Source organism: Streptomyces sp. YIM 130001 (assembly GCF_003574445.1).
In the GTDB taxonomy this organism is placed as follows: domain Bacteria; phylum Actinomycetota; class Actinomycetes; order Streptomycetales; family Streptomycetaceae; genus Streptomyces.
The window spans coordinates 188,213-202,147 of the sequence record NZ_KZ984550.1 but is presented as its reverse complement, the minus strand read 5'-3'; the positions used below and the strand labels follow the sequence as shown (position 1 = coordinate 202,147).

14 protein-coding genes are annotated in these 13,935 nt (G+C 71.1%); 7 read left to right on the top strand and 7 right to left on the bottom strand.

Annotated features, from left to right (window positions below; all coding sequences use genetic code 11):
• Position 1: 1 nt before the first annotated feature.
• Complete coding sequence (speB, locus tag DSC45_RS06460; RefSeq protein WP_119287979.1) at positions 2 to 976, top strand: agmatinase; 975 nt, start codon at positions 2 to 4, stop codon at positions 974 to 976.
• 154 nt (positions 977 to 1,130) lie between these two features.
• Positions 1,131 to 2,834 (top strand): thiamine pyrophosphate-binding protein, encoded by a 1,704-nt coding sequence (locus DSC45_RS06455; RefSeq protein ID WP_119287978.1) that lies wholly within the window; start codon positions 1,131 to 1,133, stop codon positions 2,832 to 2,834.
• 11 nt (positions 2,835 to 2,845) lie between these two features.
• Here DSC45_RS06455 and DSC45_RS06450 read toward each other — a convergent pair whose 3' ends face one another.
• Entirely contained in the window at positions 2,846 to 3,970 is a 1,125-nt protein-coding gene (locus tag DSC45_RS06450) for an alkene reductase (protein WP_119287976.1), read from the bottom strand.
• Between the two features lie 98 nt (positions 3,971 to 4,068).
• On the opposite strand from DSC45_RS06450, the gene DSC45_RS06445 reads away from it, so the two are divergent.
• On the top strand, positions 4,069 to 4,425 hold the full coding sequence (locus DSC45_RS06445) for a MerR family transcriptional regulator (protein WP_119287974.1): 357 nt from the start codon (positions 4,069 to 4,071) through the stop codon (positions 4,423 to 4,425).
• A 45-nt stretch (positions 4,426 to 4,470) separates the two neighbouring features.
• Here DSC45_RS06445 and DSC45_RS06440 read toward each other — a convergent pair whose 3' ends face one another.
• Positions 4,471 to 4,875, bottom strand: coding sequence for a VOC family protein (locus DSC45_RS06440; protein ID WP_119287972.1), 405 nt, complete (start codon positions 4,873 to 4,875; stop codon positions 4,471 to 4,473).
• Between the two features lie 159 nt (positions 4,876 to 5,034).
• Between DSC45_RS06440 and DSC45_RS06435 the strand changes: the two genes are divergently transcribed.
• Complete coding sequence (locus DSC45_RS06435) at positions 5,035 to 5,556, top strand: hypothetical protein (protein ID WP_240434493.1); 522 nt, start codon at positions 5,035 to 5,037, stop codon at positions 5,554 to 5,556.
• Positions 5,557 to 5,848: 292 nt separating this feature from the next.
• On the opposite strand, the gene DSC45_RS06430 is transcribed toward DSC45_RS06435, so the two are convergent.
• The gene (locus tag DSC45_RS06430) at positions 5,849 to 6,424 is read right to left on the bottom strand and encodes a GNAT family N-acetyltransferase (RefSeq protein WP_119287970.1); all 576 of its coding nucleotides are present in this window, start codon (positions 6,422 to 6,424) and stop codon (positions 5,849 to 5,851) included.
• Between the two features lie 220 nt (positions 6,425 to 6,644).
• Positions 6,645 to 7,175: a TetR/AcrR family transcriptional regulator gene (locus DSC45_RS06425; RefSeq protein WP_119287968.1), complete on the bottom strand. Its 531-nt coding sequence runs from the start codon at positions 7,173 to 7,175 to the stop codon at positions 6,645 to 6,647.
• 83 nt (positions 7,176 to 7,258) lie between these two features.
• On the opposite strand from DSC45_RS06425, the gene DSC45_RS06420 reads away from it, so the two are divergent.
• Positions 7,259 to 7,609 (top strand): VOC family protein, encoded by a 351-nt coding sequence (locus DSC45_RS06420; RefSeq protein WP_119287966.1) that lies wholly within the window; start codon positions 7,259 to 7,261, stop codon positions 7,607 to 7,609.
• A 289-nt stretch (positions 7,610 to 7,898) separates the two neighbouring features.
• Here the strand turns inward: DSC45_RS06420 and DSC45_RS06415 are convergent, their stop codons facing one another.
• Genes DSC45_RS06415 through DSC45_RS06405 form a run of 3 tightly spaced genes read right to left on the bottom strand, consistent with a single transcriptional unit; the run spans position 7,899 to position 9,560 of the window.
• Positions 7,899 to 8,558 carry an HAD family hydrolase gene (locus tag DSC45_RS06415; protein WP_119287964.1) on the bottom strand — a complete coding sequence of 220 codons (660 nt, stop codon included), beginning with the start codon at positions 8,556 to 8,558 and terminating at the stop codon, positions 7,899 to 7,901.
• Positions 8,555 to 8,773: a DUF397 domain-containing protein gene (locus tag DSC45_RS06410; protein ID WP_119287962.1), complete on the bottom strand. Its 219-nt coding sequence runs from the start codon at positions 8,771 to 8,773 to the stop codon at positions 8,555 to 8,557. The genes DSC45_RS06415 and DSC45_RS06410 overlap by 4 nt, the downstream gene beginning before the upstream one ends.
• A complete protein-coding gene (locus DSC45_RS06405; RefSeq protein WP_119287960.1) occupies positions 8,766 to 9,560 on the bottom strand; it encodes a helix-turn-helix domain-containing protein in 795 nt (264 codons plus the stop codon). Before DSC45_RS06405 ends, DSC45_RS06410 begins: the two co-directional genes overlap by 8 nt.
• Positions 9,561 to 9,765: 205 nt before the next feature.
• On the opposite strand from DSC45_RS06405, the gene DSC45_RS06400 reads away from it, so the two are divergent.
• Both DSC45_RS06400 and DSC45_RS06395 read left to right on the top strand, forming a co-directional pair.
• On the top strand, positions 9,766 to 10,035 hold the full coding sequence (locus DSC45_RS06400) for a hypothetical protein (RefSeq protein ID WP_119288418.1): 270 nt from the start codon (positions 9,766 to 9,768) through the stop codon (positions 10,033 to 10,035).
• Between the two features lie 106 nt (positions 10,036 to 10,141).
• Positions 10,142 to 13,927, top strand: coding sequence for an ABC transporter ATP-binding protein (locus tag DSC45_RS06395; RefSeq protein WP_119288417.1), 3,786 nt, complete (start codon positions 10,142 to 10,144; stop codon positions 13,925 to 13,927).
• Positions 13,928 to 13,935 lie beyond the last annotated feature (8 nt).

Sequence of the window (13,935 nt, the reverse complement as noted above, 5' to 3'; positions counted from 1 at the left end):
CATGACCAGCGAGAACCCGTCCACGCCCCGCGGTCCCGTCGACTCCTCCCGGATCCCGCGCTACGCGGGCCCCGCGACGTTCGCCCGGCTGCCCCGCCTGGACGAGGTCGGTGCCGCCGATGTCGCCGTGGTCGGCGTGCCCTTCGACACCGGCGTCTCCTATCGGCCCGGCGCCCGCTTCGGCGGCAACGCGATACGCGAGGCCTCGCGGCTGCTCCGCCCGTACAACCCGGCGCAGGACGCCTCGCCGTTCGCCCTCGCGCAGGTCGCCGACGCCGGTGACATCGCGGCCAATCCGTTCGACATCAACGAGGCCGTGGACACCGTCGAGGGCGCTGCCGACGACCTCCTGGCCACCGGCGCGCGGATGATGACGCTCGGCGGCGACCACACCATCGCGCTGCCGCTGCTGCGGTCGGTCGCGAAGAAGCACGGCCCGGTCGCGCTCCTTCACTTCGACGCGCATCTGGACACCTGGGACACGTACTTCGGGGCCGAGTACACGCACGGCACACCGTTCCGCCGGGCCGTCGAGGAGGGCATCCTCGACACCTCCGCGCTCTCCCACGTCGGCACCCGCGGCCCGCTCTACGGCAAGCGGGACCTGGACGACGACGCCAAGATGGGCTTCGGCATCGTCACCTCCGCGGACGTGATGCGCCGCGGCGTCGACGAGGTGGCCGACCAACTGCGGCAGCGCATCGGCGACCGTCCGCTGTACATCTCGATCGACATCGACGTGCTCGACCCGGCCCACGCGCCCGGCACCGGCACCCCCGAGGCCGGCGGCCTCACCTCCCGCGAGCTCCTGGAGATCCTGCGCGGCCTCGCCTCCTGCCACCTGGTCTCCGCGGACTTGGTCGAGGTGGCTCCGGCGTACGACCACGCCGAGATCACCTCGGTCGCGGCCTCCCACACGGCGTACGAACTGACCACGATCATGGCGCGGCAGATCGCCGAGGGACGCGAGGGCTGAGGCCCGCGTGCGGGCGGCGGGCGGTCGCGTCACCCCCGCCTGGCGTCCGCACGTCCAGCGCGGAGACACTGAGGGCCGCGGTGTGCCGGCGGTGCGCCGCCCGCGCCGGGACCGACGCGACCGCCAGAGAGCCAGAGCCAGAGAAGGGGCACCCGTGACGCACGACCACGACCTGGAGCTGCGGCCCACCGCGCGCCAGACCGCCGCCGCCCTCGCGCCCGCTCCCGGCCGCACCGGCGGCGACCTGGTCGTCGAGACCCTCTACGGGCTCGGCGCCACGACCGTCTTCGGCCTGCCCGGTCAGCACGCGCTCGGACTGCTCGACGCCGTGCGCCGCAGCGACCTGCGCTACGTCGGCCTGCGCGTCGAGAACAACGCCGGTTTCGCCGCAGACGCGTACGGCCGGGTCAGTGGCGAGGCCGCCCCGCTCCTGCTGTCCACCGGGCCCGGCGCCCTCACCGCACTGCCCGCCCTGCAGGAGGCGGCCGCGGCCAGTGCGCCCGTCCTGGCGATCGCCAGCCAGGTCCCGGTGGCCGGGCTCGGCGGCGGACGCCGCGGTCATCTGCACGAACTCCGCGACCAGCAGGCCTCGTTCCGCGACGTGGTGAAGTCCGTGCACACCGTGCGTACCCAGTCGCAGATCCCGTCCGCGATCGCTGCGGCCTGGGAGTCCGCGCTGACCGCCCCGCACGGGCCCGTCTGGGTCGAGATCCCCGCGGACGTCCTGTCCGCCGAGGCGACCCTGCCCGGTGTCACCGCGATGGACGCGACACCCCACGAGGTCGTCCCCCGGCCGGAGTTGACGGCCGTCGCCGCGCATCTGCTCGCGCACGCGGAGCGACCCGCGATCATCGCGGGCGGTGGCGTGATCCGTTCGGACGCCTCCGGCAAGCTGCGGGCGCTCGCCGAGAAGCTGTCGGCACCGGTCGTCACCACCTTCGGCGGCAAGGGCGCCTTCCCCTGGGAGCATCCGCTCTCACTGCAGTCCTGGCTGGAGGACCGGCACGTCACGGACTTCCTCGAGGACGCCGACGTCGTGCTGGTCGTCGGCTCCGGCCTGGGCGAACTCTCCTCGAACTACCACACGTTCGCGCCCCGCGGGCGCCTCATCCAGATCGAGGCCGACGCGGGCAAGCTGGAGGCCAACCTCCCGGCGCTCGGCATCCATGCCGACGCCCGTCTCGCGCTGACCGCGCTGCTCGAGACACTCGACGACGACAGGGCCGACCCGTCCGCCGCCGCCCGGGTCCGTGACGTCCTCGCCCGCGTCCGTACCCGTATCGGCTCCCAGGACCTCGGTCTCGAACAGGACGTACTCGCCGCGGTACGCAGCGCCCTGCCCGACCGTGCGCCCAGCTTCTGGGACATGACGATCCTGAGCTACTGGGCGTGGTCGGCGTTCGACGCCCGCCGCCCCAACACCATGCACTCCGCCCAGGGCGCCGGCGGCCTCGGCTACGCCTTCCCCGCCGCGATCGGCGCTGCCGTCGCCGACCCCACCGGCCCCGTGCTCGCCGTCTCCGGCGACGGCGGCGCCCTGTACTCGATCGCCGAACTCGCCACCGCCCGCCAGCACGACCTGGACGTCACCTGGCTGATCGTCGACGACGGCGGCTACGGCGTGCTGCGCGACTACCTCACGGACGCCTACGGCACCACGGCCGGCACCGAACTCACCCGCCCCGACTTCGTGGCCCTCGCCGCCGCCTTCGACGTCCCGGCCGCCCTCACCACCCCCGAGACCCTCGCCGCCGACCTCGCCAAGTCCCTTGCCGCGCCCGGCCCTTCGGTGCTCGTCCTGCCCGCCGTCCTGAAGCTCTTCGCCCCGACGCACACCGACCCCGCCCCGGCTGTCTGACACCGCATCGCTCACGACGCGGCGGTGACGACGGTCCGCTTGCGCTGCTGCGCCCGCTCCTCCTCCAGCGTCGGGTAGTCGGTGTAGCCCGCGGCGCCGTGCGTGTACAGGTGCGCCATGTCGATGGGTGTGGCGAGCGGATCGTTCACGGCGATACGGGCCGGCAGGTCGGGGTGGGTGAGGAACGCGCGCCCGTAGGAGACGAGGTCCGCGCGTCCCGCGGCGAGGACCTGTTCGCCCTGGAGCTGGGTGGTGGGCGCGTGGTTCTCGCCGACGTTGGCGATGAGGGTGCCGCTCCAGTGGGGCCGCAGATCGGCGAGGGCCGGGTAGGCGTCGTTGTCGGTGAGGTGGAGGTAGGCCAGGCCCAGCGGGTCGAGCCTGTCGAGCAGCGCGCGGTACACCGGACCCGGGTGACGCTCCGCCATGCCGAACTGCGGATTGCCGGGCGAGAGCCGCAGTCCGAGCCGGTCCGCGCCGACGGCTTCGGCGACCGCGGTCACCAACTCGACGGCGAACAGGGTCCGTTCGCGCCCGTACGCGTCCGTGCGGAGGTTGGTGTTGTCGGCGAGGAACTGGTGGGTCAGGTAGCTGTTGGCGCCGTGGATCTCCACGCCGTCGAAGCCTGCCCGCAGGGCGTTGTGCGCGGCGGCCACGTGATCGTCGATCGCGGTACGGATGTCGGCCGTCGTCATCTCGCGCGGCAGCGGCGCCTCGGCCTTGCCGTCCTTGACGTGTACGGGGCTCGGGGTGCGGACGGCGGACGGGCCGGCCGGGATGTCGCCGAGCAGCCGCGAGAGCGGGTGCCCCTGGCGCCCGCCGTGCATGAGCTGCGCGAAGATCCGCCCGCCGCGGGCGTGCACGGCATCGGTCACGGCGCGCCATCCTGAGACGTGCGCCTCGGTCTCGAGGCCAGGGAGCCGCCAGCCGCTCTGGCCTCTGCGGTGCGGCCAGATTCCCTCGGTGACCAGCAGTCCGGCCTCCGCCCGCTGCGCGTAGTGCTCGGCGACCACCGGCAGCGGCGTTCCGTCCGCGTGGGCGCGGTACCGGGTCATGGGCGCCATGACGAGCCGGTTGGGAAGGGCGAGGCTGCCGGCGGTGTACGGGGCGAGCAGCGGGGAAGTGGGTGTGTTCGTCATGCGAGCACCGTAGAATCTGACACCGGTGTCAGATTCAAGTCCCGGGTCGCACGACGACCGGCCCGGAGCGTGTGGCGAACGGAGAGGGGCCGAGGCGTATGAAGATCGGCGAGCTGTCCCGGCGTACGGGCGTGAGCGTGCGTTCCGTGCGCTATTACGAGCAGAAGTGCCTGCTCGCGTCCGATCGCACACCGGGTGGCCACCGGGACTATCCGGAGGCTGCCGTCGACCGCGTGATCCTCGTCCAGCAACTCCTTGCCGCCGGCCTGAACACCGACAAGATCGCGCGCGTCCTGCCGTGCATGCGCGACTACGACGGCGGCCCGTCCGAGAAGGCGACCCCCTGGCTGCTGGAGCAACTGACCGAGGAGCGCGGCCGGATCGACCGCTCGATCGACGACCTGCGCTACACCCGCGAAATCCTGGACGAGGTCATCGCCACGGCGGCGGGCTGAGGCTGCCGCCGCTGCCCCGTGCCGATCCGGACGACGACCCCTGGGTCAAGCGCTCCCTTCCTGTTCGGCGAGGTCGGTCTTCACGCCCCAGCGGTAGCCGTCCGGGTCGGTGAGGATGGCGTAGGCCTGCCTCCAGGGCATGTTGCGCAAGGGCTGGACGACCTCACCTCCGTAGGCGGGTACGGCGTCGAGGATGCGGTGGGCGGTCGTCCGGTCGACCGTGACGTCGACGACCGTCGAGCCGGGCGAGACGCTCGGGCCCGTCGTGTCCCACCAGCGGGCGAACTCGACGCTGTGCACGGTGACCGGCAGCGGCCCGTCCACCGCCATCCACGCCTGGACGTCGTCCGGATCCCGCGAGATCGGCCGGAGGGAGCAGCCGAGTGCGGTGTAGAAGGCCCGGCTGCGTTCCGGGTCGGCGACTACGAGGTTGATCTCCAACTCCGTCATACGTTCATCGAAGTACGGTCCGTCGACCGCTGCAACCGACCGGGAGGGTACGGCGTCGTCCCGTACGGGGAAGACTGACCGCGGCGGTCGCGCGCGGGCGGTCGCGGTGGGGCGGGCGGCGATGGGTGGGAGAGCGGTATGGAGACAAGGTCGGCAAGGGTGGCCAGGCGCGCCGGGGCGGTGCTTTCGGTGCTGGCGGCGGTGTCGCTGGTCGGCTGCGGCGGCGGTCAGGACGAAGCGGACCGCAGCGATTCGCCGGGCTCCGGGAAGGCCAAGTCCAGTCCGGCGCCCGCCACTTCGAGCCCGCCTGCCGAGCCCTCCCCGTCGGTGACGGCCGCGGACGGCGACGACCTCGCCGCCTGCAAGGACGGCAACTGCGAGGTCACGGTCGCGGATCCGGCGGAGATCCGCTTCGACGGTCCGGACGGGCAGGCGACCCTCTCGGTCACCAAGGTCGAGCGCAACAGAGTCGAGTACCGGATCAAGTCGGGCAACGGCAAGGCATCGGGCGGCGCGGGAGGCCCGGGCCAGGGCTGCATCACCGCCCTCCGCGCCACCGGCAGCGGCACCACCTGCGGCCCGACCGCCACCGACGCCCCGTCCGCCCAGCCGAAGGCCGTCGTCATCCAGATGACCACGGGCCCGACCGGCACGGCGCTCCTCCACCTCGTCTCGGACTGACGGGCGCCGGGTGGGGCGTGCGGCCCGTCACCGGTCGAGGGGCGACGGTCGAGAGGCGTCCGCTCCTGGGGTGTCGACGGTCGAGGGGAGTCCGCTCCTGGGGTGTCGACGGTCGAGGGGAGTCCGCTCCTGGGGTGTCGACGGTCGAGGGGAGTCCGCTCCTGGGGTGTCGACGGTCGAGAGGAGTCCGCTCCTGGAGCGGCGTTCGCCGTACGGGTCCGGGTCTGGCGGCCGGCCCAACTCACCCTGGCCCGTACAGCCCTTCACCGTTCATGGGCGTTCGGCGGGGAAATCAGCCACGTCCGCCGGAGCCCTCGAGCCGCTCTGCGGGGATCACGTCCGCCGGAACCTCGAAGACGAACTCGAGTCCGTCGCGCTCGTCCCACTGTTCGCCGACGCGCGTGAAACCGAAGCCTGCGATGGTGGCCAGGGAGGCGTCGTTGTCCGGGCTGATGGAGGCCCGCACGGTCGTGACGCCGGGTTCGGCGACAGCCCGGGCCAGCAGCGCCGTCAGCATCGCGCGGGCGTAGCCCCGGCGGCGGTACGCGGGCACGACGGTGTAGCCGAGCTCGACCGTGCCGGTCTCGTCCGGCGGCCCGTGGAACCCTGCGTAACCGACGACGGCTCCGTCCGCCCTGGACACCGCGGCCCGGGTGATCCAGGGCGCCACGGACGGGTCCTCGGCGAGTTGGTCCGCGCGGTAGCCGAAGACCCAGCGGGCCCGGTCGCAGACGAAGTACTCGTCGAGGGCGATCCCGGCCTCGGCACTGCCACCGGCAAGATCACCGCCGGCGAGCGCCCGTAGGGCCTTCGCGCCGAGCTCGACGAAGCGGACGCGTGCGAGGCCGGAGAGGGGGTCGTGATTCATCGCGGCGATGCTCGCCCAGTGCCGGAGGGGTGTCCACCGGTTTACGGGGTCGGCGGGCATGCTCGACCGCCCCGATCGGGCCACGACAGAACGCGGACGTCCGCGGATTCGACCTGACCAGCCGGTCGGTGCAGCTCACACCGGATTCAGGAAACCGTCGGGGCTTGCCGTGCCGGTGCCCTTCGCCGGAAATGTAGTCCGTGCGGCTTTCGCGAGATCTTCAGTCACTGGTGGTCGGGTCGATTCGCAGAGCCGCGATGGCAGCGCGGGCGTGCTCAGGCTCGGCGCCTTCGGCGACCGAGGAAAGGGCCGCGCGCCAGGCCGCCGCCAGCACTCTGCCGAGAACCGGTGTCGTCGGAACTGCCGCCCGACTGAGCATTTCGGCAAGAGGGTCCTGGTCGGCGCCCGCGGGAGGGTCTCCCAGGATGCGGAGGAAGTCCTCGCGGACGCTGAAGTCCAGACCGACGAGCAAGGCCGACGTTATGGATGCGGACTGATCCGACTCAGGTCCGCTGGCCGCCAGTGCGCCTTCCATGCGGTCCAGGAGGCGTCGTTCTACGTCCTCCCGCACCACGGTGTACAGCCCGAGTTTGCTGCCGAAGTGGTGGTACAGCGCACCCGTGGTGACCTGTGCCGCTGCGGCCAGTTCAGCGACGGTGACTTCGTCGAAGGGGCGTGCCCCGAACTCCTTGACCGCGGCGAGGGCGAGTCTGCCCTTCGGGGAGGTCGACATCGGGATCCACTCGCGCACCTGGCCATAATGCTCCCCTCCAGAGCATAATGCGATTACGGTCTAGCGAGATTGAGTTACGCCACGATGCGGAAGGATCTGCCATGAAGCTCGAGTTCATGTTCATCCCGACCTCCGACCTGGCGGCCTCGCTGGCCCTCTATCGGGACAGTCTCGGCTTCACCGAGATGTGGCGTGAGGGCGAGGCGACCGTTGCCCTGGCCCTCCCGGGCAGCGACGTGCAGGTCATGCTCGATGCCAACGACCCCGAGGCCGCAGTAGGGCCCTTGTTCGTCGTAGACAGCGTCGAGACCTTCCACGCGGCGCGTGCTGAGGCCCTGGTCGTCGTCGAGGGGCCCTCGGAGATTCCCGGCGGCTTCCTGGCCACCTATCAGGACCCAGGCGGCACGACGATCTACGTCATGGACCAATCGACAGATCAGAACGCATCGTAAGAGCGACAAGCACGACAAGCCCTGGCTCGCTTCGCCTGGAGCAAGGAGCGGGCCCATGCAGATGCCTGCGATGTGGAGTCCGGCTGGGCAGGCCCTCTGGTAGCGGGTAGCGATGCTGCGTCACTGCTTTCGAGCGGTTGCGTACCGCTCGACGGAGTTGCGTTTCCGGCGGGCCTTGTGACCGAGGGCGGCTGGCCTGCGGCCACGGCTGCCGCCTCGTCGTGATGACGGCCCGCGAACCTGTCGCGCGGCTACTGCCCGTCGAGTGCAAGGTGTGCAGCCGACGTGCTCATTGATAGCGGCCCGACACGTGCCCTTCGCCGGGTAGGGCATCCACGGCGTACCGAAGGTCCGCGGGGCCTCCGTAGTGCACACCGGTCATGCCGAGTGCGACCGCGGCGTCGACGTTCTCCGCGCGGTCGTCCACGAACAGGCAGCGGTGGGCGGGGACTTGGGCCCGGGCTGCCGCGATCTCGTATATCGCTCGGTCGGGTTTGGCGACTCCCACTCGGGCGCTGCTGACGACGTGGTCCGCGAGGTCCGTAAGTCCCATCGTCTCGAGGTCGCGCTCCAGGTCCGTGGACGCGTTCGTGACGAGAACCAGGGGGACGTGCTGCCTGATTCTACGGAGCAGGGTCACCACTGGGGCGTCGGCCCGGAACGGTGCGCGGGTCATGGTCGACGCCAGTTCGCGGGCGGAGGTTTCCGGCAGTCGGCGGGAGAGTTCCGAGGCGATGGCGTCGCGCCACGCCTGTGGGGAGATCTTGCCGAGGAGGAACGGCCCGTCGACCTCGGGGGAGAAGGCGATCTGCTGCGTGGTGCCTTCGGCCACGCCGAGTGTGCGTTCCAGCTCGGCCAGTGGGGCCGGGTCGTAGAAGCGGATGACGTTGTCGACGTCGCACAGGACCGCGTCGAAAGGGCGGGCGGCGAGGTGGGGTTCCGCGTTCAGGACAGCTCATCCCCGGCGACCGCGGTGACGAAGGCCGACCACGCGGGGGAGGTGAAGAGGAGCGCCGGCCCGGCGGGGTTCTTGGAGTCGCGGACGGGGGTGCCGGAGGGGTGGGTGTCGAGGACTTCGAGGCAGCTGCCGGCGGTGTCGTTGCTGTACGAGGATTTGCGCCAGCCGGAAAAGGCGGAAGCGTCAGGGATGGCGAGGTCAGTCACGGTGTCCGTAGTCCTTTGCTCGGGCCTTCAGTAGGGCGAGTGACTCATTGAGTGGGAGCGCGTCGGCCAGGGCGAGTTGGTAGCGATTCTCCAGCTCTTCAACGACGGTTGGCGAGTCCTGGATCTTGCTCCACCGGACCCCCTCTGCGTACGCCACTGGCGGCTGATCGTCGAAGGCCATCAGTGTCAGCATGCTCGACATCAGCGGGTGCATGCCCAGATCGAACGGCAGGATGTGCACGCGGATGCGCGTGGACTCCACCAGGTCGATCAGATGAGTTAGTTGGTCGGCCATGACGGCTGGACCGCCGACTGTGCGGCGCAGCACCGCCTCGTCGAGCAGGGCCCAGAACGTTGGCTTCACCGGGTCGTCGAGGAGTTCCGCTCGCTGAAGACGTGTGACGACGCGCTGGTCACGCTCGTCGGCCGGAAGTGGCGGAAACGTGGTGCTCAGCACCGTGCGGGCGTAGGCCGGTGTCTGCAGGACGCCTGGGATGAAGGACAGGGCGAACTCGCGTAGTGACACGGCCTGTTGCTCGAGCAGACGGGCAGTCTCGAAGTACTCGGCGATGGCCATGTCCCGCTCCGGCAGGAAACTCGCCAGCACATCCCCCGTCCCCAGCGCCCGATCCAGCCGCCGTGCATCGTCCGGCGACGGCACTCGCCGCCCCGCCTCGATGTGTGCGATGTGCGACCGCGTCATGATCGCCGAGTCGGCCAGCTCCTGTTGAGTCAGCCCGGCGGCCTCGCGCCGCCCCCGTAGCCAGTCGCCGTACTTGTTCGACACCGTCAACTCCCCTGTGACGTCTGCCTGGTCACCCCGGCACCCCTGGCGAGCCTAGCCCGCCCGCTCGCAGGCTGTGACGAGTTCCGTACGTACAGCGACAGTCGAGGGTCGGGTGGCCGGTGTGGCACATGTGGTGGGCGAAAACATCGACAAAGACAAAGACAAAGACGAGGACGAGGACGAGGACGGCCAGGATCGTGCCGGCGTGAGGCTGCTGCCGTGGGCCGGACCGGAGGGCAAGCCCTGCTACCTGATCGGTGGCGGCGAAGGCGGCCTGATCTCCCGGATGGCCGACGCCACCGAACGCGTACAGCTGGAGATGGCCGCCGAGCTCCTCGCCCACGCGGCCGACCTCCTCGTCGACCGGCGCGCGACATCCCCGCAGCTCCGCTTCCTGCTCGCCCGGATGACCGAGTCCCTAACCGACGTGCGCCGCATCGCGGTGAGTCGCGGCGCCGCAGATCACGCGCGGTGACCGAGGTCGCGAGTGCCTGTTTGTTGCAGCGGGATGAAATCGATGTTCGTCCGTGTTGGTGCTTCCGGCAGATCGGATCGACGGGAGGGCCCAGGTGGCAGCCGAGGTGGACGCGGGCAAGGGGTGGGCGAAACGCCTGACCGGGTACGCATGGCGGTACCCGAAGGACGTGGTGCTCGCGCTCGGGGCCTCGCTCGGCGGTATGGGCGTGATGGCCCTCGCCCCGCTGATCACCAAGGTGATCATCGACGACGTCATCGAGACCCCCACCCGCTCGCTCGGGGTGTGGACGGGGCTCCTGATCGGTGCCGCGCTCGTCGTGTACGTACTGGCGTACATCCGGCGGTACTACGGCGGCCGGCTCGCGCTCGACGTGCAGCACGATCTGCGGACCGACATGTTCCGGACGATCACCAAGCTGGACGGGCAGCGGCAGGACGAGCTGTCCACCGGTCAGGTCGTCGGACGGGCGACCAGTGACCTGCAGCTGATCCAGGGCCTGCTCTTCATGTTGCCGATGACGATCGGCAACATCCTGCTCTTCCTGATCTCCCTCGTGATCATGGCCTGGCTGTCGCTGCCGCTCACCCTCGTCGCGCTCGCCGTGGCGCCGGCGCTGTGGTTCATCGCCAAGCGCAGCAAGACCCGCCTGCACCCCGCGACCTGGTACGCCCAGGCGCAGGCCGCGGCCGTGGCGGGTGTCGTGGACGGTTCGGTGTCCGGCGTACGCGTGGTCAAGGGCTTCGGGCAGGAGGATCAGGAGACCGGCAAGCTGCGGGCGGTCGGACGCAAGCTCTTCGCGGGCCGGCTGCGCACGATCAAGCTGAACTCGAAGTACACCCCCGCACTGCAGGCCGTACCCGCGATCGGGCAGGTCGCGATGCTGGCGCTGGGCGGCTGGCTGGCGGTGCGCGGGGAGATCACGCTCGGTACGTTCGTGGCGTTCTCGACGTATCTCGCGCAGCTCGTCGGGCCGGTGCGGATGCTCGCCATGGTGCTCACCGTCGGTCAGCAGGCGCGGGCCGGCGTGGAGCGGGTGCTCGAACTGATCGACACCGAACCGGTGATCACGGACGGCACGAAGGAGCTGGCGGCGGACGCCCCGGCGACGGTCGAGTTCGACGACGTGTCGTTCGGCTACGAGGACGGCCGCCCCGTGCTCGACGGCTTCAGCCTGGAGATCCGGCCCGGCGAGACCGTCGCCGTCGTCGGCGCCTCCGGCAGCGGCAAGTCCACCGTGTCCCTGCTGCTGCCCCGCTACTACGACGTGACGCACGGCGCCGTACTGGTCGGCGGCCAGGACGTCCGCGAGCTCACCCTCGAGTCCCTGCGCGCCGCGATCGGCCTGGTGCCGGAGGACAGCTTCCTGTTCTCCGAGACGGTCCGCGCCAACCTGGCGTACGGCAAGCCCGACGCCACCCAGGACGAGATCGAGGCGGCGGCCCGCGCGGCCCAGGCGGACCGCTTCATCGCCGAGCTGCCGGAGGGCTACGACACCAAGGTCGGTGAGCACGGCCTCACCCTCTCCGGCGGCCAGCGCCAGCGCCTCGCGCTCGCCCGTGCGATCCTCACCGACCCGCGCCTGCTCGTACTCGACGACGCCACCTCCGCCGTCGACGCGCGCGTGGAGCACGAGATCCACGAGGCGCTGCGCGGCGTGATGGCGGGCCGCACGACCCTGCTCATCGCGCACCGCCGCTCCACACTCGGCCTCGCCGACCGCATCGCGGTCCTGGACGCCGGCCGCCTCAGCGACATCGGCACCCATGACGAGCTGCAGGAACGCTCGCCGCTTTACCGGCGTCTGCTCACCGACCCGGACGAGCTCGGGGGAGTGTCCCCCGGCCATCTGCCGCCCGCCCCGGCCGAGGAGGAAGCGGACACCTCCGTACGCGCGGAGCTGGACGCCGAGTTCGACGCCGAGCGCGGCACGACGCCCCGGCTGTGGACCGGGGACCGCGAGCCGAAGAACGCCGAGAGTGCAGCGCTGGCCGGCACTCCGGCGACGCCTGAACTCCTCGCGCAGGTCGACGCGTTGCCGCCGGCCGACGACGTCCCGGACATCGACGAGGCGCGGGCGGTCACCGCGGAGGAGTCGTACGGGCTGCGCAGGCTGCTCAGCGGCTTCCGGCGGCCGCTGCTGCTCGCGCTCGCACTGGTCGCCGTGGACGCGGGCATGGGCCTGCTGCTACCGGTCCTGATCCGGCACGGCATCGACGAGGGCGTGACGCAGACGGCGCTCGGCGCCGTGTGGACGGCGGCCGCGCTCGCGCTGGCCGCCGTGGTGCTGCAGTGGGCCGCGCAGACCGGCGAGATCCGGATGACCGGCCGCACCGGCGAGCGGGTGCTCTACTCGCTGCGCCTGAAGATCTTCTCCCAGCTGCAGCGGCTCGGACTCGACTACTACGAGCGGGAGTTGACCGGGCGCATCATGACCCGGATGACGACGGACGTGGACGCGCTGTCCACGTTCCTGCAGACCGGACTGGTCACCGCCTTCGTCTCGGTCGTCACCTTCTTCGGCATCATGGTCGCGCTGCTCGTCATCGATGTGCAGCTGGCGCTCGTGGTGTTCGCGACGCTGCCGGTGCTGATCATCGGCACCTACTTCTTCCGCAAGTCCAGCGTGAAGGCGTACGAGCTGGCGCGTGAGCGGGTCTCGGTGGTGAACGCCGATCTGCAGGAGTCGGTGTCGGGCCTTCGTATCGTGCAGGCGTTCCGGCGGGAGCGGACGGGTGCGGACCGGTTCGCCGAGCGCAGTGACGGCTACCGGCAGGCGCGTATCCGCGGCCAGTGGCTGATCTCCGTCTACTTCCCGTTCGTCCAGCTGCTCTCGACGGTCGCGGCCGCGGCGGTCATGATCGTCGGGGCGGGCCGGGTCGAGGCGGGCACGCTGACCACGGGTGCGCTCGTGGCGTATCTGCTGTACATCGACCTGTTCTTCGCGCCGGTGCAGCAGCTCTCGCAAGTCTTCGACGGGTACCAGCAGGCATCGGTCTCGCTCGGGCGCATCCAGGAGCTGCTGCAGGAGCCCACCTCGACGAAGGCGGCGAAGGAGCCGCTCGAGGTCGTCTCGCTGCGCGGTGACATCGCCTTCGAGGACGTCCACTTCGCGTACGGGGCGGGCGAGGGCGCGGAGCCGCCGGCCGATGTCCCGGTCCGTGAGGGCGTCAAGGAGGAGGCGCTCAGCGCGATCAGCCTGCGCATCCCCGCCGGGCAGACCGTCGCGTTCGTCGGTGAGACCGGCGCCGGCAAGTCCACCCTGGTCAAGCTGGTCGCCCGGTTCTACGACCCGACCGCCGGCCGGGTCACCGCCGACGGCACCGATCTGCGCGACCTGGACATGACCTCGTACCGCCACCGGCTCGGTGTGGTGCCGCAGGAGGCGTACCTCTTCGAGGGCACCGTGCGCGACGCCATCGCCTACGGGCGGCCCGAGTCGAGCGACGCCCAGGTGGAGGCGGCGGCACGCGCGGTCGGCGCGCACGAGATGATCGCCACCCTGGAGGGCGGCTATCTGCACCATGTCACCGAGCGCGGCCGCAACCTCTCCGCAGGACAGCGGCAGCTGATCGCTCTCGCCCGCGCCGAGCTCGTCGACCCGGACGTCCTCCTCCTCGACGAGGCGACCGCGGCACTCGACCTGGCCAGCGAGGCACAGGTCAACCAGGCCACCGACCGGCTCGCGGGCCGCCGCACCACGCTCGTCGTCGCCCACCGCCTGACCACGGCCGCCCGCGCGGACCGCGTGGTGGTGATGGCCGGCGGCCGGGTCGCCGAGGACGGCACCCACGACGAACTCCTCGCCCTCGACGGCACCTACGCCCGCCTCTGGCGCACCTTCATCGGCGAGGCGGACCCGGAGCGGGAGGCGGCTGTGACGCGGCGCTGACCCGGCCG